Below are 21,666 nucleotides of genomic sequence, written 5' to 3' on the forward strand. Positions count from 1 at the left end.
CGGGCATGGCAGACGTTCGACCTTGGCGCTACCCGCCGGCTATGCCATCCGCGGGCCGTGGCTCTGTTGCAGTTGCTGCTCTTCCTGCAGCCGCTGCACATCGCGCTGCGGCAGGTTCTGCTGCATCTGCGCCACCCGTTCGAACGAGGCCTCCACTGGTGCCTGCGCTGCCAGCTCCGCAGGCATGCTGGCGCGCTGGTGTGCCGGGTCACCGCGGTCCCCCTGCACGATGAACAGCTTCGGCGCGGTATCACCGCGCTGCTCGCCCAGCACCACTTCGTCCACGCGCGAGAACTGCTGCTCCTTCGACAGCGCGAGGAGGCTGGCACTGACATTGCCGTTGCGTGCACCGAAAGCGCTGAGGTCGGCCACCTGCTGGTGGATCTGGTTGAGGCGGGCATGATCCTCGTGCGCCGGGTCTGCGGGCGTGCCGCTTGCCGCGAGGGTGCTGTTGCCGCGCCACTGCTCGCCGTTCTCGGTGAACATCCACTCGCGGAACGTCTGCTTCGGCATCGGGTTCCACTGCACCCTGTCCAGCTCGCTGCCCTTCACCTGCTGCGGAATGACGTTGACGGCGCGGATGTTGTCCAGGACCTTGGTGGCGCCCTCGTAATTGGTGATCTCCCCGGCCAGCCCAACCGGGCGCAGGCCTGCGTGATTCAGGGCACCCCAGGCGAAATCGGTGCAGGCGTTGGAGAAGAAGTCGTAGTTCATGTCGAAGCCGTGCTTCTTCGGGTCTGCCGAGAACTCGAGGATGCGGTCGTACTGCGCCTTGCTGATCTCGATCGTGCGCTCGAAGCGGGGCTTGTCGTAGACCGACACGTCCATGTCATCGACTTTGCCCCTGTTCGGCTCGTCCTTGGTGCCTGCGTGGGTGAAACCAATGCTCTCCGGCAAGGGTTCACCCGAACGGCGCAGCGACAGGAACATGTGCCCCGCGAACGAAGGCTCCAGCAGAAACCTGTTTCCCTCGGCATCACGGCCGTAGCGCGGCGTGCCGGGGGCCGCCAGATGGATGGTTACGCTGTAGCGTTCGGCATCGTCCTTGTGCATGTCTACTTTCCTAGTGATTGGTAGCCAACGATCAGTTCTGCTTTCAGGCCGTCCAGCTGGGGTCGATCTTCCACAAGGTCGACCCGCAGAACGTAGCGCCCGGGTGCAATGCCTCCGGCCTGCGCCAACTGCAGCGTGCGATAGAGCACGTCTTCAGAGTACAACCCGGCCTCGGCCAAGCTGTTGATGTCCACACTCCCCGTCGTCAGGTCTGTGACCACGCCATCATCCCCGATCTTCTGCGAGTCGCGTCCGTCGCGTGTACGCTGCCAGAGCTGCACATGACGAGGCGCGCTGCCATCAATCCGCTCCAGGCGCAGCCGCGTTGGCAAACGTCCGAGAGTGATCTTCTCCGAAGCATCCAGCAGCCGTCGCGCGTTGGTATCCCGCAGCCGCAACCCAATGTTCAGGATCGGAATGGCCGGCTTCTGGGGTGCCGGCAAGTCAAACGTGACCTCGGCAATCCGACCGGCCTTCTGCAACTGCACGGCCCGCGTGAACGGCACAACCGTGCGGGCCTCGGCCTGTGCGCGCGTCAGCAGGGGCGGCGCAACCTCAGGCGCTGGTGACGCACGGCATGCCGCCAGCGCACCCAGCACCGCCAGTACCACCAGCCCCCGCCGCAGTGGTCGCGTCATTGCTCCTTCAACCGCAGCGAATCGGCTACATCGGTCTTGGCCGCCACCTCGGTGGCGATGCTGGCGCGGCGATGTCCTGGGTCGTTGCGGTCGCCCTGCACGATGAAGATGCTCTCGGCGGCATGGCTGTTCTGGGTCGGCCGGCTGAGCAGCACGTGGTCCACGCGCGAGAGATTGTTCTGCTTGGCCAGCACCAGCAGGCTGGCGCTGATGCGCTGGCTGGCCGCATCGAACGGGCGGCCGTGCGCGGCGTCCAGTTCGGCCACTTTCTGGATCAGCTGCGAGAACAGGCGATGGTCCGGATGCGAAGGGTCCAGCAGCGTGCCGGCCACTTCAATCGGCGTCGGCGGCGGCTCATCGCTGGCGCGGTCGCCCTGGCGATGATGCTCGGCCTCGCGCTCGGGCATCGCATGATGGGTCTCGGCATTCAGATCACTGCCCGGGAACGGCGCGGCGATGCACTGGATTTCCGGCAGGTTGAACAGCACCGCGAACTCGCCCAGGTTGCTGCCGCCGTCCAGCGGCGCCGGCAGCGGATGCAGGCCGACATAGTGCAGCGCGGCCCAGACAAAATCGCTGCAGCGGTTGATGGTGGCCGGGCGATCCACATCGAACTCGAACTCGGCCGGTTCCTCGGCGAAATCGCGCAGGCAGCCGTAGTGCTCCTCGGTGATTTCCAGGGTGCGGCTGTAGTACGGGTCCAGATGCTCGTCGGCATCGTCGTGGCGCACCTGCGCGTACTGCAAGCCGGTGCGGGTTTCGCCCGGTGCCTGGCGCGGTGGTGCGAAGCCATAGCTGTGCGTCTCGTCGCCCGCAGCGACCTGCAGGTACATGTGGCCGCGCGGAGAGATGTCCCCACTTTTCAGCGGGGTGCCGGGCGCGGCCAGATAAAGGGTTACGGTGTAGCGTGTTGCCTGCTCCATGCCTGTTCAGCCTTGATGGGTGCTGCGGTCCTGGCCGGATGATGGCATAGGTGGGATGGGGGGCAGGTGGAGGAATAGAGGCGACCGATCGCGGCTTGCTGAATGTGTGAGCCAGCATGCAGTAATGACCCCGCGATGGCTGCGGTCCCGGCTGCGACTGGAGCTTGCCATTCCACCGATCTATAGTCGTTCCGATCATGCAGGGGAATCGCCCATGAGCAGAGCACCGGCTTGCCGGCTTGCTTCCTTCGCCCTGGTGGCCGTGTTGAGCACCACCGCCTGCGCGAAGGCCCCATCCACGGAAAAGGACCCGAACGGAACCCCCATGTCCGAAACCGCAACCAGCCCACGTACGGTGGGCGGACAGACCTACACGACGCAGCCGGTGGAAGCTCGGCTTGGCCCGCACCGCCTCATGTTCCCGGCCAACCTCTACTACAACCAGACGGGCCCCCTGGCCGATGGGGGCGTCATGCTCACGGTGTTCTGGCCGGATTTCGATGCAGCGCCCCCCGGTGATCGCCCGGTGCGCAGCACGCTGGACAGCCGGCGGCAGGTGCTGGTCGAACTTAGATACATCGATCGCGTTCCCATCCATAACTATCTGGCACGTCGGTCCAGCAGTGAGGCCAGAAGCGCACCGGGATCACTGGAACGAAGGGACCCGGTAGAGAACCTTGCGCTGCGCGTTGCACAACCCGAGCGCTGGGGTTTGACGCCGTATGCGATCGACCCATCGTTGATGGCAGCCTATGCAAAGGACTCGGAGGCTGCGCTGGGCAGGCCTTACGTGCACAACCCGGGTATGGAGCCAGACTGGTATGTAGCCCGCTCGGTGGAGGGCCAACTGACAACGTTCATCAGCTGCGACCCGGCAGACCGCATTCCTGACGGACTTGTAGTTCAGGGAAAGACACTTGAACGCGCCGGCGAAGGCCGGATCGCAATGTGCCGCCATTCCATCGTGGATGTGGGCGACAGCATTGCCATCGAGATGAACTATGCACGCGTCATGCTGAGCGACTGGCAACGCCTGGAAACCAGCGTGCGTGATCTTCTGAGCCGCTATCGCGCTCAATCGCAATGAATGGAGATCCCGGCGTTCTTCATCCGGGTCGTACAGTACCTTCAACACCGTCAGGGACTCACCGATGGGCATCACAACGAAGGAGGCTTCGGTTTTGCTCTCCGTCATCATGACCAGATTGCTTCGGCCGCAGCTACCTCGAGCTATGTTGCGCGCGGCTCACATTGGTGCTCTTTTCGGACTGTCAGCCATGCTCACGCTGACATCTGCATGCGCGCGATCGACGGATACGTCTGCCCTCAATGAACGTGCCGCTGCCGCAGATACGCAGCCTGCCCGCATCTCCATGGCCGAGTTGCAGAAACGGATTCTTGCCTACGCCGATTCGCTCAGGTCAAGGGCGGACATCAGTCCGGACAAGCTCGGCACGGCGATCGGTGTCTCACTCGTGCCAGACGAAAAGGTCAGCATCAGGCATAGCGCAAAGGACCTGGCAACAACGGACGGCTATACCTACGGGGTGACTTATCTATCGGTTGAGTCGGCACGTGAATTCCCCAACCAAGAGGTGATCTTCTATCAGCTGGGCAAGCAGCCAGTGACAGATGCTCCGAATGGCGTGTGCTACTGGGAAGCCGAAAGTGCCGGACGAGCGCTCGAAGCCCTCGGATACAGGACCGGAGGAGAAGTGCCATTCCAGAGAGGGGGCATCAGGCAGTACCGGCGCCCCATCACCGGTGGTAACCAGGGTATGGATACCAGCCTGTTGACCTATCGTTCCGATGAAGGTGATACAGCGAGAACCTGCGTCTACGCGGTCCAGTTCGGAGGGGGAGATAGATGAATACGATCCCCCGCTATCGGAAGATTGTCGAGCTGACTTACCCGTGACACTCAGCGTACCGGCGGTGGCGAGGCTGCCTTACTTTGGCCTGCGCAAGTAAGCAACCAGGAGTTCCGGGTGGTACGGCTCAAGCTGTGGCAGAGGGGAGTGCAGTTGCACTTCAACCCGGTATCGGCCCGGCGATGGATTGCGTGCCCATGCGAAGGCCAGTTGTGCATAGTTATCATCGGGTCGTTCCAGCCCAGCATTCTGCAGCGCCAGCACGTCAACATCGTCCAGCCACGCATTTGTCACTCGACCATCGGCGGGGATGGGAATTGTTCTGGCAGGTTCTCCAATGACCCATTCCAGCCGGTGCAAGGGCACGTCCTTCCATCCACTCGGTTCCAGGCGCTGCATGGAAACCTTCGCCTGTAACTCGGACGCCCGAACATCGGCCAGTGCCCCAAACGCCGCGGTGTTATCCGTACGGTCAACGCGAATGCCGATCATGAGCGTTGGAGAGGAATTTTTGCTGGGAGCAGCCACATCGAACTCGACCGTCAATGGTGCACCCATTGACGAGGTGGGCATGGCTCGCACAAGCGGCACCAGATCCGGACGATGGGCCGCTGCTATCGAGCCTTCGTCGCGAGCCGCATCGGGCCGGCAGGCGGTAGCCAGAAGAACGAGTAGTCCCGCGAGCATGCATATCCGGCACATTCCTTGTGGCTTCATCTTCGGTCCTTATCGCAGGTCGCCCAGTGCAGCTCACACGTTGATCATCCCCCGCTGGCCGCACGAATCTGGATGTCGTGCTGCACCCGCTGATCTTCGAGCTGCTGATCCATCTGATTCGCAAGCGCACGCTGATTCGCTTCACGGCTGACCGCATCGAACTGTTGCAGTGACTCTTCAACTGATGTCTGCGCCGCCAGCTCGGTCGGCATCGCAGCGCGCTGATGGGCCGGATTGCTCGGTTCGCCCTGGACCACGAACAGCGTGTGCCCTGCCGGGTGTTCGTGCGTGGCGTTGCTCACCAGCACATGGTCCACCCGTTCCAAGTCGTTGTCCTTGGCCAGCACCAGAAGGCTGACGGTCATGCGTTCGCTGACTTCATCGAAGCTGCGGCCGTGCTTGGCGTCCAGCGCTTCCACGCCCTCACGGATCTGCTGATACAGCGCGTGATCGGGGTGGCCGGGCTGCGTGGGGTCCTGCAGCGCCCGGTTCGGGCCCGATGCCTCATCCGGTGCGGGTTCGGCTGGCTCAGGGCTTGGCGCAATCGTAGGCTCGGCAGGAACAGGGACAGCCGCAGTGACGGGCTGGAGGTCATCCAACGGAGCCGGTTCGGGCTCTGGCACGTGTTGTGCCGCTTCCTGCTCCACAGGCCATGGATCGCGCGCGGGCTCAGCAGGCAGCGGCTCCTTGAACGGCACCGGTTCCACCTCCTCAACTGCCATGTCCTGCTTTGGAGCTGGAGCAAGCACAGGCATCGGGACCATCTTTTCCGGTTCCGCCGCCTGCTCTATGCGCTGTGTTGGCATCGCCTGCGTTGCCGCATCCAGAGGCGCGGCGGCATGTGGCGTCGCGCGCTCAGGTGCAGCCTGCTGCGCCTGCATCGGCCCAGTGGGCTCCGGCGTCTGTGAGGCGGTACGGTCTTCGGTGGGCGCCTCGCTGTTTGGATGGGGCTGAGGTTGCGGCTCCGCCTCACGCCGCGGCGGGTCGCGCTGTTCGGCGTGCCGCTGAGGCTCGGGCTTATCCTTTGGGGCGGGCGTAGGCGGTGGTGCGACCGTTATCGCTGGCGACGCCGCCGCAACCGCCGCAGGCGCGATGGGTTGCGCAGTCGCCGGCTCTTCAGGCCGCACTTCCACGTTCCCATCCTGCTCGGATGGCTTGTCGCCATGTGCCACCTGCGCGGCTGCTCGTGCAGCCTGTCCTGCATCTACCTGCGCAGCACCCAGCCGATTGGCTTCCTGCAGTGCCTGCCGGTACGCCTCCTGCTCACCCGCCGACAGCGCAGCAATGCGCAGCTCGGGCGAGTCGGGCAACGGCGCCTGCTCATTGGCACGCGCGCGCACCTCATTCCATGCGGCCTGCAGCTCCTGCGTGCTGGTGGTCGCGACGGCGCGCGCCACGCCATCCTGGCCTACCTGGTAATGGGTGATGGGCCGGGACGCGCCCGCGTTGCCCTCGGCTACAGGCCCCAGTTCCTGCAGCGTGGGACCCGTAATGCCGTGCTGCTCGCGCGTGCGCGCCGTGGCCAGCGCAATGGCCTCCTCCCACGCCGGGGTCAGCGCAACGCCCGCAGCGTAGTAGCTGTGGCGCAGCTCGTTCTGGTTCACTTCCGCCGCAGACGGCAACGGCCGCGCGTCCAACGCGGCAATGGTCTGGTTGAACTGATCGAGCGACGGCTGCTGGATGGTGCGGGTCAGCTCCAACTCCAGCGCCATGTTCCCCTGCGCGATCTGGCGAGCTTGGCTCCATTGCCCCGCTTCGTCGCGTTGGTAGAGCTGGTTGTCCGAGCCCTGGATAGCGTCGGGCTTGGCACGGGCCTGCTCGACTGCTTCCGGCACCAGCGGCACGAAGTCACTTGCGCGTGTAGCAGCACGGGTCTCCAGGTAGCTGGCGGCGATCGCGGCCTTGCCGTTGGCGATGTTGTTCTCGATGCGCTGCACCGCCTCGCGATTCAATTCGCTGGCGCGTTCGGGGCTGGCGGTCTGCGTCTCGTACACACCCCGGTCGTTGGCACCGGACACGCCAATCTTGACCTGCCGCGTCCACTGTTCGGTCTGCGCATCGCGGTGCCAGTTGGGATTGTCCAGACGGCCCTCGCCGACCTTCGCCGGGATGCTGAAAGGATCCTGCGGCGGCGGCGCCTTGCCCAGCGCCAGCTCTACCGCTTTTACGTGGGCGTATGCACCCAGCTCGCGGGCCTTCTCGTAACTGGCACCCACACTGCGCTCAGCCGGATTGCCCAGGCCGTCGCCTGTGCTGTCCATAACCGCCTGGCGCTGCCAGTTGCGGCCATCGAACTGCCACGAGACGCCGGCCTTGTCGGTCTGCCGGTAAACGGCGCGGTTGTCGAGCAGATCGGCGCCCCTGTCGAACGCCTTGCTCATCAGCAACGCATCGCCCGCGACGATGGCTGCAGGGACGAAACTGGACGTGCCGATCACCGACGCGGTGGCCATGCCGCCGATCCAGCCACCGCCGTTGCGTGCCAGAGCGTGGGTGAGCTCGGACTGGGCGGCGGTGCCGTTGCCTTCTTCCAGCAGCTGTGAGGTGCGGCGGGCGGTGATGACGGCGTCGGCGCCAGAGGCGAGCAGGCCACCGGATCGGATCAGTTGGCTGGTGGAGGCTTCGCCGAGGAGGAGGTCGATTGTGACCTGCCCCTGCTGCAAGCTCGGCGCACGGATCCGATTCGCCGCACCCTCGCCCAAGACGCGCTCGACCGTCTGGATACCCGGCTCTGTCAGAACAACTCGGCCACCGTGGTGGGCATTGGAAATGGCAAGCGACAGGCCGCTTCGCTGCAACTCAATATTTCCACCGCGAGTCAGTGGCTTGGCGTCATACTCGATTCTATTGAGCGTAGTCACGATACCACTTTCGGAATGAGTGACAGCCACCCAGCCGAGGTCGACCCCAGTGAAACCTTTCAAGGCTTGAATCTGAGCGATATGTGTTTGGTGGTACTCAGGAAATCCGTCAAAAAAATCCCGGATTCGTTTGTTCGTGATCGCAGGCGTGCTTCCCAGCGGAGTATTCGTGTTGAGATCACCGTTGATCAACCCGACCTTGACGGTGTCTCGCAATGCTTCAACGCGTACCATCACTCTATCGAGGGCGTCAGAGTCATTCAGCAGCGCGGCCTTACCGTCTCGCGTTCTCTGAATTTCGTTCAAGCGCCGAATCATTCCGTTCTGGTACTCACCCAACGGCCCGCCACTGTGCGGCGTAATGCCCATCGCATCTGCATAGGCAGGGTTTGCAGGCAGGAACAGCCGGTTCTCTTGGGCGTGAATATTGAATCGCCCGGCCTCCTGCAGCTTTGCGAGCAATGGGCTGTGCCTCAGCGTCTGCTGCTCAATCGCGTGATGGTCCTGCAAATGAGTGGAATGTCCAGCCACAAATCCTCCTTGACTCAAGCATCGCCTGGTCTCAGCAGTTCACCGCGTCATAGAACCACAGACCGTTGGACGTACCGCTGGCGATCAGTCCCGCGGCTTCGACCGCCTCCTTGAAAGTGCGATCGCAGAAGACACCTTCGTAGTAAGGGAGCCGGAATACGTGAGCATCGCCGATGACCTCCCTCTTGAACGCCAAGCGGACGTCGCCAGTCAGATCGTAGTATTTCCCCTCTTCATAGTCGTCACTGACGATGATCTTCAGCTGGGATGCTGCCTCATCCAAGGCATCAATGGTTCTGATGACATCGCAAAGGAAATAAGGGCCACCCATTGCTCCATCAGCGAGTCGATAGTCAGTCTCCCTGAACGCAAAAGCTCCTGGGTCCACGGCCGCCATCACCTCGCGGAGACGCCCGGAAACGAGCCAATAGCCGCTCATCCCAGCTTCAAGATCCTCCGGTGGCCACCCTTCGCTTGGGTAATACACTAGGCGCGGGGTCTCGCGCAGAGGCGGGAAGCCCCCCTGATCGGGACGCAAGAGGAAATTTGGAGGCGTCTTCAAGGAAGACTCGTTCTCAAAAACGACGCCATGCCCTTTGCCGCGCCGTCGGGCATCTGGGCGCAACTCGAAGAACTCGCCCTTCTTTGGCAGATTCGAATTCATTGCTTGTCTCACCTCAGAATCAATCTAAATAAGCGTGCCAAGAGCTTATCAGAGGGTGCCAAACTTCCATGCCCCCTCGAGTCATGCCCGCGCGCTCACAGCCTGAAGCTCCCTCCGGAAAGCCAACCGCGCACTGGACCGGCATAGCGCACTGCTGCTTTTCTCCGACGCGTGGTATCAGGCACTAGGAGGAAGTACTCGCCAGGAACAGAATGGGTCGGCTTCGACGGTTCCATGCTTTTTCATCACCCCCAGATGTTTGTGCTCCAACGTAGAGACATAACCAGGTCTCGGGAAGGCGTCGGCTGTCAGTTATGTGAAGACCAGCCACTCATGAATTCTCTGCCGGCTTGGGCCACACCCTAAATGTCCGCGGCATCCGTCAACCACACGCCGCCCGCATCGCGGTCAGTGTCTATACCGGCTGCAGCCATTGCATCCCTAAACACGCGGTCACAGAACACGGAGCCGGAGAATGGAGTCCTGAAGACGTGGGCCTGCCCCAGCCTCTCCCGGTCGAACGTCACACTCGCGCCGCCGCCGAAGTCGTAGAACTTCCCGTTTATGAATTCCTCGGTGGTGTCGATGAAGAGCTTGGACGCACCTTCGTCCAACGCGTCAATGACCTGGACCACGGTGCACAGGAAGTGGCGATCGCCTGGGCTGCCGTCTTCCAGGCGATAGTCGGCTTCCGCAAGGTGAAGGCGTGAGGATCCACGGAGACCATCACGTCATGCAGCCGCTCAGAGACCAGCCAGTAGCCGCTGAACCCCGACTCCAGATCCCGAGGCGGCGGTCCTTCGCTCAGCTTAAGTACCAGGCGCGGCGCCTCGCGAAGCGAGGGGACGCCGCCCTCCTCCGGCAGCAAGATCATGCGAGGGGGAGACAGCAGGTGATCCAGATTCTCGAAGACGACCCCGCAGGGCCGCTTATCGCCCCTGGCTCAAGGAGAAAGAACTCCGATTTTCGAGGATGGCGGGTTGAAACCGAATCCATGCACTGCCTCCAAGTCATTGTCGCTCCGACGGCGGAGCGAAGGTCTCCACCCATTTCCGATCATGTGAAGGCGATCGGTGAATGTTCACCCGAACAAGCCGCAGCCCTTTTCTACCCTGACTTGCACGGGCCGGCAATCGGACCAAAACGAAATCAAATGATTGCCGAGCTCCTCTCCCATCCGGTGAGATCTACCGCGGCCAAACTCAGCTCCCCCTCTGGAGGACGACTGTGACCAAGATCGAACCCGCATGGCTGGAAGCCTTCGACAAGGAACTTCTCCACCTGTTCGCCATCGACCATGGCGACGCCGGCATGGATGAGTACCTGCTGGGCTGCTACGCAGACCTGCCGCCACGCGAGGCGGCGCTGGCGTTCGGAAGCGACTACGACCTGGAGCGCGACGATGCGCTGTGGCCACGGCCGGGCGTGGCGCTGCAAAGTTAAGCTGTGTCGCAATCGGCACGCTGCACGTATCAGCCCAGCGGGCTAGGTGTCGCTTTTGGGATCCTACACGGCTGCAAACCGTACTTTTTGAAGCGCATCCGGTCGATAACTTAACACCGGCCGAAACCACTGCACCGCAAGGGTTCTGCCACACGCTCGCCATGCAACAATGCCGTAAGCGTCAGCATTTGCGGCCTCTGCGGCCTACGGTTTCTTGGCATCTCGCAACCATGCGAGTACACCTTGGCATGCCACCGGAGAAGGGTGGCGCGGGACTCGAAAACCCGTCCATGTACCAGATGTATGCGCTTGCCAGCCGGCGCCACCGTTTGTGTGGCGCCGGCTGGCAATCCGTTCGCGTTTCCATGGCGGGCGGTGCGTGGGGATCTTCGGATCCGCCGGTCTGGTACATACCGGTTTTCGAGCCCGCACCGTCCGCCGCCTTTATCGGTGGCGTTGCTATCTGTCCTGTACGGAGCATTGCCATGAACACATCGGACTTCCGTTCCCTGCACGCGCAGTACGATCCGGACAACGCCGAACCCGAGCGCGGACCGTCCGTCGATCCCAACGCCTTCGTCGCCACGCTGCACCGCATCGGAACCGGTGCAGCTGCGGACGGCCAGCCTTGGCCGGAGCGGCATCAACTGCCTGGGCGCTGTCTTCAGCTGGCGGATGCGGATTGCGCGTTGGCGGGGCTGCGTGTGGTGGCGGAGCTGATGCTGGCCGCGGAGCGGACTCGGCAAAACGGTGCACCCGAGGAGTACCTGGGGGATCGGGTGATGGAAGGGTTGAAGATGGCGTGTGTGGCGTTGACTGCGCAGGTGACTGAGCGGTTGCACGTGCGGGGGTAGCCCAGTTGGATCTGGCCATCTGTCTCGTGGCTGCTGGTCAGCCACGCGCTATTGGCGGACCGTTCGCCTTCTTGTCCATCCCCTATCTGCAAAGCGTCCAATAAAGCCTGTGATCTATGGCGCTGTTCTGCTGGCGGCGCTGTCTGCGACGACCGCCAGCCATCACGACCCTCAAGCCGGCTTGAAACTATGAACCTTTCGCATGGTCTCCGATGCTGATTTTTCTGTCATATGCAAAGAATCGATTCGATTTGCGCGTGGAGGCATGCATGATGTATGAAGCGCGGCACCCGAGTGATAGATACTTCGTAGTCAGTTGACGTAGCGCACCTGTGATGCTGGCGGATAACTCGTTGGAGTAGCCTTTGACTGTGTTGTATGCGGGCAGGGAAGTTGATGTCCCCTGCATTGAGCCGGTGCTGTTGCATTGGAGTAGGCGGATTGTGCCGACACCTAATCCTTGCTGGTAAAGAATAGGAAGCTTATGCGATCCAGTGGAGATCGGATCATGATGTGCATGCATTCCGCGGGGGATGCGCAGGGAGGAATTGCCGCCAGCATGACGAATTTTCGGGGAATGTTGCGAGGCAGGGAGGCTTGAGAAAGTAGCCAGAGCATCGATGCAGCGCTATAACGTACTGAACTGAGGCGTAGCGCCATTCTCCTTCACTAACCAATGGAACTGCACACACTCTCCACGCGTCAAGTGGAGGCGACCTTGGATGAATTCTCTTCTCACATGAGCGAATCTACAGACTGACCAGTACCCGCAGAGATTTGTAGCGCCTTCAGCCTGAAAAAGGATGGAAATGCATCACGATCAGCTTTTACAGATAGAACGAGATAGGTCTTCAAAAGCCTTGAAGCTTATGCGGGAACTACTTCAGCTTACCAAGCCGATTGCGGTGCACCCGAGATGGTCTCACGAAGAGCGGTCTCTTCTTGCAATGCTGCTAACTTCCTCTGCCCGCTCTACCGAAAGCGTCTTCCTGCTCTGCTCTTACGGGCAATTGTGGGATGCCGAGATGGTCCTTCGTGCAGTGGCGGAGGCTACACTGAAGACTGCATACATACTGCAGAGTGAAGATGAATTCAAAGCGAGGGTTGCTGAATACTCCACCGACCATTTCAACATTTCTTTACTCAAGGACGACTCAAAACTGAGAAGTACCCTTGCGGCACTGTCTGAACCGGATTCACGCGAGTGGCTTCCTCTTAGGGAGAGGCTTCTTAGCGAAGAAGAATTGGATGAACTTGGCCGACTTTACGACAAGACTAAGCGTCGCTCGATCGAATCGCGCTGGGGAGTTGGTGGACTTTTGAACTCACTCCGCAAAGACGCCCCGCATCGAGTCCCTAGATATGATGCCCTGCTTCACAATTACTCTTTGTCAAGCCATATCCAGCATGCCGATTACATTGGAATCTCTCTCCCATACGACAGAGAGTCCCGAGACGAGGAGAGGCGAGATGCTCTAGAACTAGCGCACCTCTCACGCCTAATTTCGGACTGCTTCTCTCTTATGTACTTACGGATCGTGTCTGGCTACCGACTCTTAGATCTGGATCTCAAGCCCATCTTGGATGGACAGAAGCGAGTCGACGAAATGGAAAATGGCTTTGGAAATGCATTTGGAGAATGGATGAAAGTTGAATACGGCGAAGATGAAAGTTCAGAATAGAACCTTGGGGACGCTCTGAACCAATCACGGCTCAGTCCTGAATCTCCAGCGCCGGAGTGATCCGGGGCTATCTTATGCAGAGTCTTGGCATATTCTTACGCCCCGTAGTGCCCTTACCAGCATCTCGGGACGCAGTTGACGCCACGGTAGAACCAGCTGCCGGCGCCCCATATTCGACGGCGCGAACATCGTGAGCACCCACACGGTGCTCTTGGCCGGCCCTCGGCAGCTGACCGGGCGCAGCCGAACTGCTGCCTATCACCCCGAACGGATGCTCAATCTTGGCGCGCAAGCTGGCTTTTGCCGCCTCCCGGAGCTGCGCCTGCTTTCGCTCGCGCGCTCCTGATTGTCTTCACCCCGGATCTCTTAGCCGTGTTGATGATCGGCGCTTTGCAGTCGGCCAGGCCACTCGCTTGTCTGCGCCGGTATTGCCGCGATCGCCCAACACGCAGCCGTCCTTGTCGTGGAGCATTGCTTCAATGACCGTGACATCGCCCACATTGGTTGCAGTGCACTTCACGTGGTGAGCCAGACCTGAAATCTCATCCACGCCGATATGCACCATCATGGGCTGGTGTCGACGGCTGCCTCTGCGGAGCTGATGCATCTCAGGATCGCGCGCCTCGCCCGCGTTCTTGGTCGAACTGGGCCTATAGGCAATGGTCCATTCCAGGAGCGTGCCTGCGCGCAGCCTCTAGCCTCTGCAGGCAGTATACGCGTTCGCCACTTCGGGCATCTTAGCGGGCAAGATCCCGCGTCTCCAGCAAACGACGGAAGTGGAATCTCGTGGTCTCACCCGGAATCGCATCGAGGCCGCTGAGTCGGGTGAATAATCGCATCGAGGCAAACTCGCGCAATGCTTCCTCCTCGCCCGCGTCGCTCAATGGATCCCACGGCCACAGCAGATGGCTGCCTGGATGGCTCCTCAATTTGTGTCGTCATTCTTTTCGGGGATGCCGGTACTACCCGAAGGCATGTTCAGAGTGTCCCTTGACGTTTCCGAAGCAGCGGATGAGAGAACGCAATCCGTATGTGGTCGGTCTGCAGCATCATGCGCTCGGCATCTTGGTCGCACAGCAAACCTGCGTAGCCGGTCCCGAACCGATGCTGCCGTCGCGCTACAACTCCGATCGCTGGAGGGCTCACGCGGCTCTGAACCAAGTCACCCAATTCGTCGCAGAGCGGGTCAAGGCCGGCGGCCCACCTCTGGAGCCGGTCACGGTGCTCGATCTGCGTCGCACGATCTAAGTGCCGCATTTACAACCACGCCTTCCAGAACCCCTTTCTCGAGAATATCTAGCAACACCACGCTCTGCCTTTCAGTCGGAAGCCTGGAGGGAATCTGCATAGCAACCTTGAGCACTCCGTCTTCCTTTGGCGTGAGCAGATCCCTCTCAAGTAGTGACTGATAGATGCGAGCCCACTCCGTGCCGGGAATCGTCAGCACCTTTCGCTGCGCTTCGATACCGTTGTCGATCCTCTGCGTCTCCTTCGCAGTCTTCACGATCGCTGCCTGATCGTCCTGCGGGACAAGTCGATCGTAGAACTCGGGTGGGAGAAGATTGGCAATGGCGTCAGTACGGGCCCGTATCCTAGTCCAGCACGCCTCCCTTTTGCACCACTCGGAAATGTTGGAAATTCCTTGCGGTGGCCTGATGATGTCGTCGTTCACGCCCGCCGACACGACAGCGATGGCACTTTCGAGCACTGGGTCGACCTTCTGCGCATTCCAAGTGCCGACAAAGTCGATGCACTCCTTCCTACGCCTTGTGATATCACCGAGTACTGCCAGCGTGTAAGCGACGATGTTTGCTCGGTACCCGCCGTTGTACCAAGGCTGTGCAGAAACGATGCGCTCCGTTGCGCGGAAGATCAGGCCACGTGCGACAGCCCTCTTGAAATAGAACTCGTTGAACGCATCGGATGATTTCTCCCACTCACTGCCGATGCGGGCGGCATAGCGTGCAAAGTTCTTCTGGGAACCAAGATTAACCCACCTGGGGTGGTCATCCCAGACATTCTCGAACTTCGCAAGATCCGTCTTGGTGAACATTTGTGGCTTGGGATGCTCCACCTTGAAGCGACGCTGCTCCGCAGGAGTGAGCTTCGAGTGCGCATCGGCATACTGGCCGCGCGCGCGCTCATAGAACCAGCGCGTCTCGCGCGGGGCTCCCTTCTGCGCCGGTGCCCAGATCCGACGGGAAAATCCTTCCATCCGCACATGGAACGGGTGGTTCGAGAAGAAATCGGCGGCATTCACCCTATTCTGGGTGTTCGCATATTCCGATATCTTTGGAACGACCGTTTCGCTCTTTAGATTGTCGATGACGGACAGCTTCAACTGAACGAATATCTGGGAAAGATCGGCCTTGTCGCGCTTACGTGTGTGGAACAGCGATGCAGTGGTCTGGCCACCATTCACGATCTGGAGGTCGACAACCCTCGTGATTGCCAGACCGGAATCCGTCATCCCTGTTTCGACGCTCTGTGCTGTGGCTGTTATCCCGTTGTTGTAGGCAAAGAACATCCCTGGTTCGTTCAGGATCGTCGCCCTTATTCCCTGGTTCACATTGCCGCGAGCCTGCAGGAAAGTTCGGACGTTCTGCTCAAGCAATCGCGCTCCGAATTTTTCGTACAGAGCTGCCAACACTTCGGCAGGCATGACCATCAGATAGGATTGATAGGCGTCGGTCTCCAGATGTGCTGGAAGGCAGGCGATGCCCTTACCGAACATCTGTTCAAAGTCGAGGTCGAGTGGTTCCTTGTGGCTGCGGGAGCTTCGCTGCCGATGAAGCCTCGAGATGTCCCATATGTGGTGAGCAGCCGGAACTCCTGCCACTTCCGCATCAGGAAGGGCCTGGATTTTCTCGCTGAGCGTGCGTTCGGAGAAGAGAACCAAGTTGACCTGCCGAATGGCGTCCTTGCGATCCGCAATCTGCCTAGCAAGGCCGTACTCCGGCGATGTGACCTCCAGTTCGCCGGCCAGGCCCTTGTTGGCGCTGGCTTCGAGGAAGTTGGCAGCACGCTTGAATGCCGCGGCCACTTCCGTTCTGGTGAGCGATGCCAGCTCGTTTCGGGAGTCGAAGTCCGCGATGAAAAGGTCCAGAACTCCTTCGTCATTGAACCAGTAGCCATCCACGCGCATGCCACGCTGCGCCCGGAAATGGCAGAGTTCAAAACCTTCCGTGAAGCCGGTCTCGACAAGGTCGTTCGCGATGGTCTCCATGAACTCGGAGAGCTGGAAGCTGCCATTGGCTTCGGCGCCCGCCAACAGTTCCTGTCGGAAGTCGTGGAAGAACTCTTCCTCGGTCTGCTCCATCAATCCTCCCCGAAGATGGCCGCTTCGTTACACTCGTACGGAGCAATCGTTTCCAGCCTGATGTCATAGGCCACGTTGGTAATCCCTGGCGGCAGTTGCGACCGCATCAAACGCGGAAATCCGTCACCAACACGATAGCTGCGCACGTCGCTGACGACAAAGCGCGGCTCATCGTAGCCAAGAAGGGGCGCATAACCATGCGCCACCAGCTTCCGGTCAAAGGCCTCGACGGCATCCGCCTCGCCGAGTCGTGCCTGGACTGAGGTAACAATCTCGTTGAGCGAGCGGGCTCCTGCCGTATCGGCCAGATTGCTCAGCCGGTACACGCGGAGGAACAGCGCGTCGTTCAGTGATTCGAGTTGGTCTTCCGACGATACGCGGACGCTGCTCCGCTCCGCGCCCGAGAGCGATTTGATCTCGACGGCTGTGTTGCCGAAGATGAAATCCTGATGCGATCGTTCCGGACCGAGCCAGGCTTCGACGGCGGCCCTGCTCGACATCTGCCGATCGATCAGTTCCATCAGAAACACGATTTCGGCGAAGAGGCCGCGAACCTCCTCGATGGACAGATGCTGACTTCGGCCTGACAGGAAGGTCTTCCAGCGGCAGATATGCGCCAGCGAGACGGCGAGAGAGCTGGCCGAATCGGTGGCGTGCTCCAGCGAGGATGCAAGGGTGCGGCAAAGTCCTTCGAAGAGATCGCGATCGACCTGTCTTTCAAGGGCGAGGACCAAGTGCTGCTGCCCCTGAACTCCGGCACGGAGATCGACGTCGATGCCGTTCACCGTGACCGCATTCTTCCGGTACTGGGCTGCATGATCCCCCTGAAGCTCTACGATGAACAGGCAGGCGCCCCCGGCATCGCGTCCCCAGAAACAGGGCACGGCCGTTCCCACCGCAACTTGGCGGACATTGAAGTCCGATCCCGGGACGGCGATGTCATCCCAAGGAGAGGAATCAGGCATCGTAGTCATCCTCGTCATCAGGGTTGTCCGCAGGGCCCTGCATCTGCTTCAGCCAGACTCGATTGACAACAACCTTAACCTCAGTTCTATAGAGACCATCTGGATAACTCACGCCGAAAGCAGGGATACGACACCCTGTAAACTCTTCGTTATCCATTGGGGTCAATACATGAAGCATCAATAGCGGCTTATTCCGCACCACTCGATAATGGTAATCCGACGGCTTCCCCGTTTTACTCTTAATACCGGAGGCCGCTTTTCTCTGGGCGTCAAGAATTTGCTCTTCACGCAAGCCAAATTTCTCGTCGCCCCGACTCGCAACCCGATATCCGGATATTCTCCATTCATCCGCAGTCGCCCCTTCTGCCGTCCGATCCTGTGGACCAAGCCTGAAGTTGTCAGCATCACCAGCCCCCTTAGAGATAAGTAAAACATCGCCATTCGGATACTGATCTCTTATGGCTTCCAAATAATCCAGAGCCATCATCTTCTTCAGGGATGAATTTTTGTGTGTTTTGAATTCAACCAAAAAGTCCTCAATATCGCCAACTCCAACATTGGGGATGAACCATCCCTTGTCCGTTGACTGAGCTCGGCTGCTGAGTCTTTTCCATAAATCCTCTATCAGCCGCTCATTTGCATTGTTGATTTCCTTGTCAAATGGCAGCGAGGTGCTCTCAACGAGCTGCCCGGTAAGGTTCTGATTAATAACAACCTCTTCTGCCGCGCGCATCTTATTCGCCGCAGTAATCAACAGGCTCTTCGAATGTGACCGAACGTACAAGCCGAAATAATCAGGACTCAGTCCATTCCGACTCATCTGCTTAGCCTGTTGGATAAGTTCTTCTGCTGCTTCGGCAATATGAGAGTACCAATCAATCGAATCGCGAGAGAGATGAACGCGGCAGAGGTCCTGGAAGCCCGGCCGGTAACCGAACCAGCGCCCCATCTGCATGAGGGTGTCGTACATCTTCGTATTGCGGTACATGTAGCTGACGGTCAATCCCTCGATGGTCAGGCCTCGGGAGAGGCTCAGACCACCGACCGCGACTGCGGTCAGCCCGACTCCTTCCTTCGCGTAGCGGGCGTAGTCGAGCACCTCGTCACTCTTGCTATTGATGACATAGAGGTGGAGGTGCTCGAAGACGCCGCTGAGGGCTGCCTTCACCTCCGCCCAAGTAAACCCAGCATCGGCATATTCCGCATCGAAGGCGTGCTTCAGGCCCTGCATGTACGCGTTTCTTGCGGAAACCTCTTCCGGCATCGCGTAGTTGGCGAGAACCGCTTCCCTGATCTTCTTCTCCCTGAGACTCAGGAAGTCACGCACGGCCTTCTGAACGGGCACGAAGCGCGACACATTGACCATCATTGAGCAATGCTTGCCTATCTGCCCACGCAGGTTCCGGATGGCGCGGGCGACGATGAATTCGTCGAGTGCGCGATAGAGGCTGGGGGGCAACTCGGGGACAGGATCGTCACGCTTGTGGGCGTACGGAATGAGATTCTCACAATCGTCGATCGGCCTCACGATCGATTGACTGGTCGCCTCGTCGAGGAACACCTTCTCGGCACCGAAGTACGTCGTTGGCGCGTCCAGGCAATAGATGAAGTCGCGAGGGAACAGCTCCTCACGCACATCATCGCCATAGGCGTCGGGGTTGATAAAGATGTTGGCGAATGGGGTCGCCGTGTAACCGACATAGCACGATTTTGCGAACAGCCCGAGGATGCGCCGGATCATCGCATTCGTTCGTGTCGGATCCAGATCCTCCTTGTTCGTGTTGATCGACGCGTTGTCGGCCTCGTCGTCAATCAGCAGCATCGGCACGTCGGAAATCCGGCCATCGCCCTCGGCGTTCAGCTCCTTCAGCCATTTGTGAAGAGCCGTGAGCGTCGTCACATTCTTCTTGATGACCAGAATGATCGGCTTACTGAAGTCGTTGATCTTCCAGCCGCTCTTTTCCGCCGTGTTCTTGTTGAAGTCCTCGTTGATGTTGGTGAGGGTGGCCGGATGCGGATAGCCCGACGCGAGGCCGACGCCGATGTTGCGACGATCCTCGGGATCGCTGGACCGGCCGATGAAGGCCTCATCGATGCGCTGCTGCGTCTGCTTGCGCAGATTGTTGTGAATGCCGGCGACGACGATGATGAACTTGTAGCCGGCGTCCGCGGCGCGTGCTATCAGGCCGGTGTAGTTGGCCGTCTTGCCCGACTGCACATGACCGATGACAAGGCCGCGACGGTTCCAGGTTGTGCCCTCGCTCAACGGATCCTGCAGGTGGCCAAGAATGCGGGTCGTGACATCGCTCAGCGACTGGACCATCTGCGGCGGCCAACCTTCCTTGAGAAGAAAGTTTCCATAGGATTCCGCATATGTCCAAGCGACATCATCACGCTTGTGGACCCACTGATCATCATGCTTCGCAGTGACATCCACCAGCGAAACACCGGCCCCCATACGCGTGTCAACCGATATCAACGCCTCGGTGACGATATTGCGGAGATCGCCCGTATAGCCGAAGATCGCGGCGATCTCTATCGCCTTCTCCTCCACCTGCTCGCGCGTCGGCGTCTCGGCCATGTTGGCAAGGCCTGAGATGAGCGCGTTGGCGATGTTTCGTTCTTCCGTGATGACTGTGAGGCTCATGCAAAGGTCTCGCTGATGAATTTTTCGGCCAGTTCGATCTGGCCATCGAAAAGGTGCGTCGAGCGCACGATCTGGAGAAAGGCATTCGGATCGCCCGGCCCGTCGCCGTAGAGCACCTTCCTGAGACTCTTCAGGCGCTCCAGAGTCTGGCTTTCATCCACCGCCCTCCGGTTGATCTGGCGCGGATGGGTCGAGTAATCGGAATAGATCATCTCCACCGGCAGGGAGGCGGCAATCGAATCCAGCAGGACACGAAGCAGATCCGCATCCTCGGGCGAAAGTCTTGTGCCCAGGGATGCGATGAGAGGATGCTGCTCGTTGATTGCGAAACGGATGCCGCCGTGATCGGCGTAGCGCTCCCAGAATAGGGCCTGGCTTTCCTGAAAGAGCTTCTGCCCGCGTCCCCTATGCACCGTCACGCTGCGGGCAGTAATCCTGTTGATGATCTGACGCAGCCGCTCCCGCACCCCATGCGGCGGGCGGGCACGCGATTTCTTGATGTCGATGGTCCAGGCTTCGTCCAGACTGTTGGGAAAGTCGATCTGTACCCGGGCCAACTTGGTAGCCTCACCCTTCGGCACGAGTCTGAACCAGTCGCCCCAAGCCATTAGGCGGCCGTTTCGATAGACGTAGCCCCCCTGATTAGAGATGAAGTCACTACGATCCTGGTAGTAGTCGTACTCGGACGCGGACAGACGACTGTGATGCGGAAGCACGTAAGGCTGCAGGCGCACCTCGGCCTCGCCGATGCGGACGATCTCCTCTGGAAGCACCTGGGTGGCAGGATTCTTCCTGCAAAAGGGATCGAATGCCGTAATCGGACGACCATTGACGGTGAGAGAAATCCTGGCATGTCCCTTGATCTCACCCGAGAGAAACCGGTGGAAGACAAGTGACAGATGTCTGCCCACCGCCTCAAGCTTCTCATTGACAATCTCGTCTCGACGATGCCCGGCTTCGTCCTCCATCAATCGATCGAGCTCTCGCCAAATAACGGCCGTGCCGCGGGCGCCGAGCCGTTCGACATAAGGGAACCCATGGATGTCCGCATCGTCCAGGATGGAAAGAATCCAGTCGTCGGCAGCATCGATGCGATCCAGATTCCATTCGGCTCCGCAGAAAGTTCCATCGCGTGTGCTCACAACGGTCAATGAGCGACATTGGGAAAACGAGGCTGTCTTCAGGCCAAGGCCGAAGCGCCCAAGATCCTGCGGCGACCGATGCTGCCTGGGGTTGCCGGTCCCATGACGCATTGCACCGAGCAGCTCGTCTTCTGTCATCCCCTTGCCGTTGTCGAGGATGACCATCACAGGATGATTACCGGACGCATCGCAAATGATGTCGATGGTGTCCGCGCCAGCGGAAATGCTGTTGTCGATCAGATCGGCAATCGCAGTTTCGAGCGAGTACCCAAGGTCCCGCATCGATTCCGAAAGGCAGGCCGCGCTCGGTGGATGACTGCGATCACGAGCCATCGGCTTCCTCTTGCGTCTTCTCG

Annotated in this window: 17 protein-coding genes and 1 pseudogene; 6 read left to right on the forward strand and 12 right to left on the reverse strand. The window is 60.1% G+C overall.

Annotated features, from left to right (window positions below; all coding sequences use genetic code 11):
- Positions 1-39 precede the first annotated feature (39 nt).
- From ACUVWL_RS15325 to ACUVWL_RS15335, 3 genes are read right to left on the reverse strand one after another with little or no spacing between them, the layout of a single operon-like run.
- Entirely contained in the window at positions 40-1,053 is a 1,014-nt protein-coding gene (locus tag ACUVWL_RS15325) for an XVIPCD domain-containing protein (RefSeq protein WP_445978522.1), read from the reverse strand.
- A 2-nt stretch (positions 1,054-1,055) separates the two neighbouring features.
- Positions 1,056-1,691: a hypothetical protein gene (locus ACUVWL_RS15330; RefSeq protein WP_445978523.1), complete on the reverse strand. Its 636-nt coding sequence runs from the start codon at positions 1,689-1,691 to the stop codon at positions 1,056-1,058.
- The gene (locus ACUVWL_RS15335) at positions 1,688-2,614 is read right to left on the reverse strand and encodes an XVIPCD domain-containing protein (RefSeq protein ID WP_445978524.1); all 927 of its coding nucleotides are present in this window, start codon (positions 2,612-2,614) and stop codon (positions 1,688-1,690) included. Before ACUVWL_RS15335 ends, ACUVWL_RS15330 begins: the two co-directional genes overlap by 4 nt.
- A gap of 325 nt (positions 2,615-2,939) precedes the next feature.
- On the opposite strand from ACUVWL_RS15335, the gene ACUVWL_RS15340 reads away from it, so the two are divergent.
- Both ACUVWL_RS15340 and ACUVWL_RS15345 read left to right on the forward strand, forming a co-directional pair.
- Positions 2,940-3,701, forward strand: coding sequence for a hypothetical protein (locus tag ACUVWL_RS15340; RefSeq protein ID WP_445978525.1), 762 nt, complete (start codon positions 2,940-2,942; stop codon positions 3,699-3,701).
- 64 nt (positions 3,702-3,765) lie between these two features.
- Positions 3,766-4,485 carry a hypothetical protein gene (locus ACUVWL_RS15345; RefSeq protein WP_069118061.1) on the forward strand — a complete coding sequence of 240 codons (720 nt, stop codon included), beginning with the start codon at positions 3,766-3,768 and terminating at the stop codon, positions 4,483-4,485.
- Between the two features lie 78 nt (positions 4,486-4,563).
- Here the strand turns inward: ACUVWL_RS15345 and ACUVWL_RS15350 are convergent, their stop codons facing one another.
- The 4 genes and pseudogenes from ACUVWL_RS15350 to ACUVWL_RS15365 form a co-directional block, all read right to left on the reverse strand.
- Positions 4,564-5,202 (reverse strand): hypothetical protein, encoded by a 639-nt coding sequence (locus ACUVWL_RS15350; RefSeq protein WP_445978526.1) that lies wholly within the window; start codon positions 5,200-5,202, stop codon positions 4,564-4,566.
- Positions 5,203-5,246: 44 nt separating this feature from the next.
- On the reverse strand, positions 5,247-8,594 hold the full coding sequence (locus ACUVWL_RS15355) for an XVIPCD domain-containing protein (RefSeq protein WP_445978527.1): 3,348 nt from the start codon (positions 8,592-8,594) through the stop codon (positions 5,247-5,249).
- Positions 8,595-8,625: 31 nt separating this feature from the next.
- Positions 8,626-9,258: a DUF1629 domain-containing protein gene (locus tag ACUVWL_RS15360; RefSeq protein WP_111188413.1), complete on the reverse strand. Its 633-nt coding sequence runs from the start codon at positions 9,256-9,258 to the stop codon at positions 8,626-8,628.
- Between the two features lie 362 nt (positions 9,259-9,620).
- Positions 9,621-10,159: pseudogene (locus ACUVWL_RS15365) on the reverse strand (imm11 family protein).
- A gap of 326 nt (positions 10,160-10,485) precedes the next feature.
- On the opposite strand from ACUVWL_RS15365, the gene ACUVWL_RS15370 reads away from it, so the two are divergent.
- From ACUVWL_RS15370 to ACUVWL_RS15380, 3 genes are all read left to right on the forward strand, one after another.
- A complete protein-coding gene (locus ACUVWL_RS15370) occupies positions 10,486-10,701 on the forward strand; it encodes a hypothetical protein (RefSeq protein ID WP_445978528.1) in 216 nt (71 codons plus the stop codon).
- 485 nt (positions 10,702-11,186) lie between these two features.
- Positions 11,187-11,555 carry a hypothetical protein gene (locus tag ACUVWL_RS15375; RefSeq protein ID WP_445979172.1) on the forward strand — a complete coding sequence of 123 codons (369 nt, stop codon included), beginning with the start codon at positions 11,187-11,189 and terminating at the stop codon, positions 11,553-11,555.
- Positions 11,556-12,364: 809 nt separating this feature from the next.
- Complete coding sequence (locus tag ACUVWL_RS15380) at positions 12,365-13,237, forward strand: DUF5677 domain-containing protein (RefSeq protein WP_445978529.1); 873 nt, start codon at positions 12,365-12,367, stop codon at positions 13,235-13,237.
- Positions 13,238-13,589: 352 nt separating this feature from the next.
- On the opposite strand, the gene ACUVWL_RS15385 is transcribed toward ACUVWL_RS15380, so the two are convergent.
- A complete protein-coding gene (locus ACUVWL_RS15385) occupies positions 13,590-13,805 on the reverse strand; it encodes a transposase (protein WP_445978530.1) in 216 nt (71 codons plus the stop codon).
- A 443-nt stretch (positions 13,806-14,248) separates the two neighbouring features.
- Here ACUVWL_RS15385 and ACUVWL_RS15390 point away from each other — a divergent pair, with 443 nt between their 5' ends.
- Positions 14,249-14,485 (forward strand): hypothetical protein, encoded by a 237-nt coding sequence (locus ACUVWL_RS15390; protein WP_445978531.1) that lies wholly within the window; start codon positions 14,249-14,251, stop codon positions 14,483-14,485.
- On the opposite strand, the gene ACUVWL_RS15395 is transcribed toward ACUVWL_RS15390, so the two are convergent.
- Genes ACUVWL_RS15395 through ACUVWL_RS15410 form a run of 4 tightly spaced genes read right to left on the reverse strand, consistent with a single transcriptional unit; the run spans position 14,454 to position 21,643 of the window.
- On the reverse strand, positions 14,454-16,556 hold the full coding sequence (locus ACUVWL_RS15395; RefSeq protein ID WP_445978532.1) for an AIPR family protein: 2,103 nt from the start codon (positions 16,554-16,556) through the stop codon (positions 14,454-14,456). The two genes, ACUVWL_RS15390 and ACUVWL_RS15395, sit on opposite strands and share 32 nt — an antisense overlap.
- Positions 16,556-17,521 carry a PD-(D/E)XK motif protein gene (locus ACUVWL_RS15400; RefSeq protein ID WP_445978533.1) on the reverse strand — a complete coding sequence of 322 codons (966 nt, stop codon included), beginning with the start codon at positions 17,519-17,521 and terminating at the stop codon, positions 16,556-16,558. The genes ACUVWL_RS15395 and ACUVWL_RS15400 overlap by 1 nt, the downstream gene beginning before the upstream one ends.
- Entirely contained in the window at positions 17,514-20,168 is a 2,655-nt protein-coding gene (locus tag ACUVWL_RS15405) for a Z1 domain-containing protein (protein ID WP_445978534.1), read from the reverse strand. Before ACUVWL_RS15405 ends, ACUVWL_RS15400 begins: the two co-directional genes overlap by 8 nt.
- The gene (locus ACUVWL_RS15410) at positions 20,165-21,643 is read right to left on the reverse strand and encodes an ATP-binding protein (RefSeq protein ID WP_445978535.1); all 1,479 of its coding nucleotides are present in this window, start codon (positions 21,641-21,643) and stop codon (positions 20,165-20,167) included. The genes ACUVWL_RS15405 and ACUVWL_RS15410 overlap by 4 nt, the downstream gene beginning before the upstream one ends.
- Positions 21,644-21,666: the final 23 nt, after the last annotated feature.

This window comes from Stenotrophomonas muris (genome assembly GCF_052751275.1).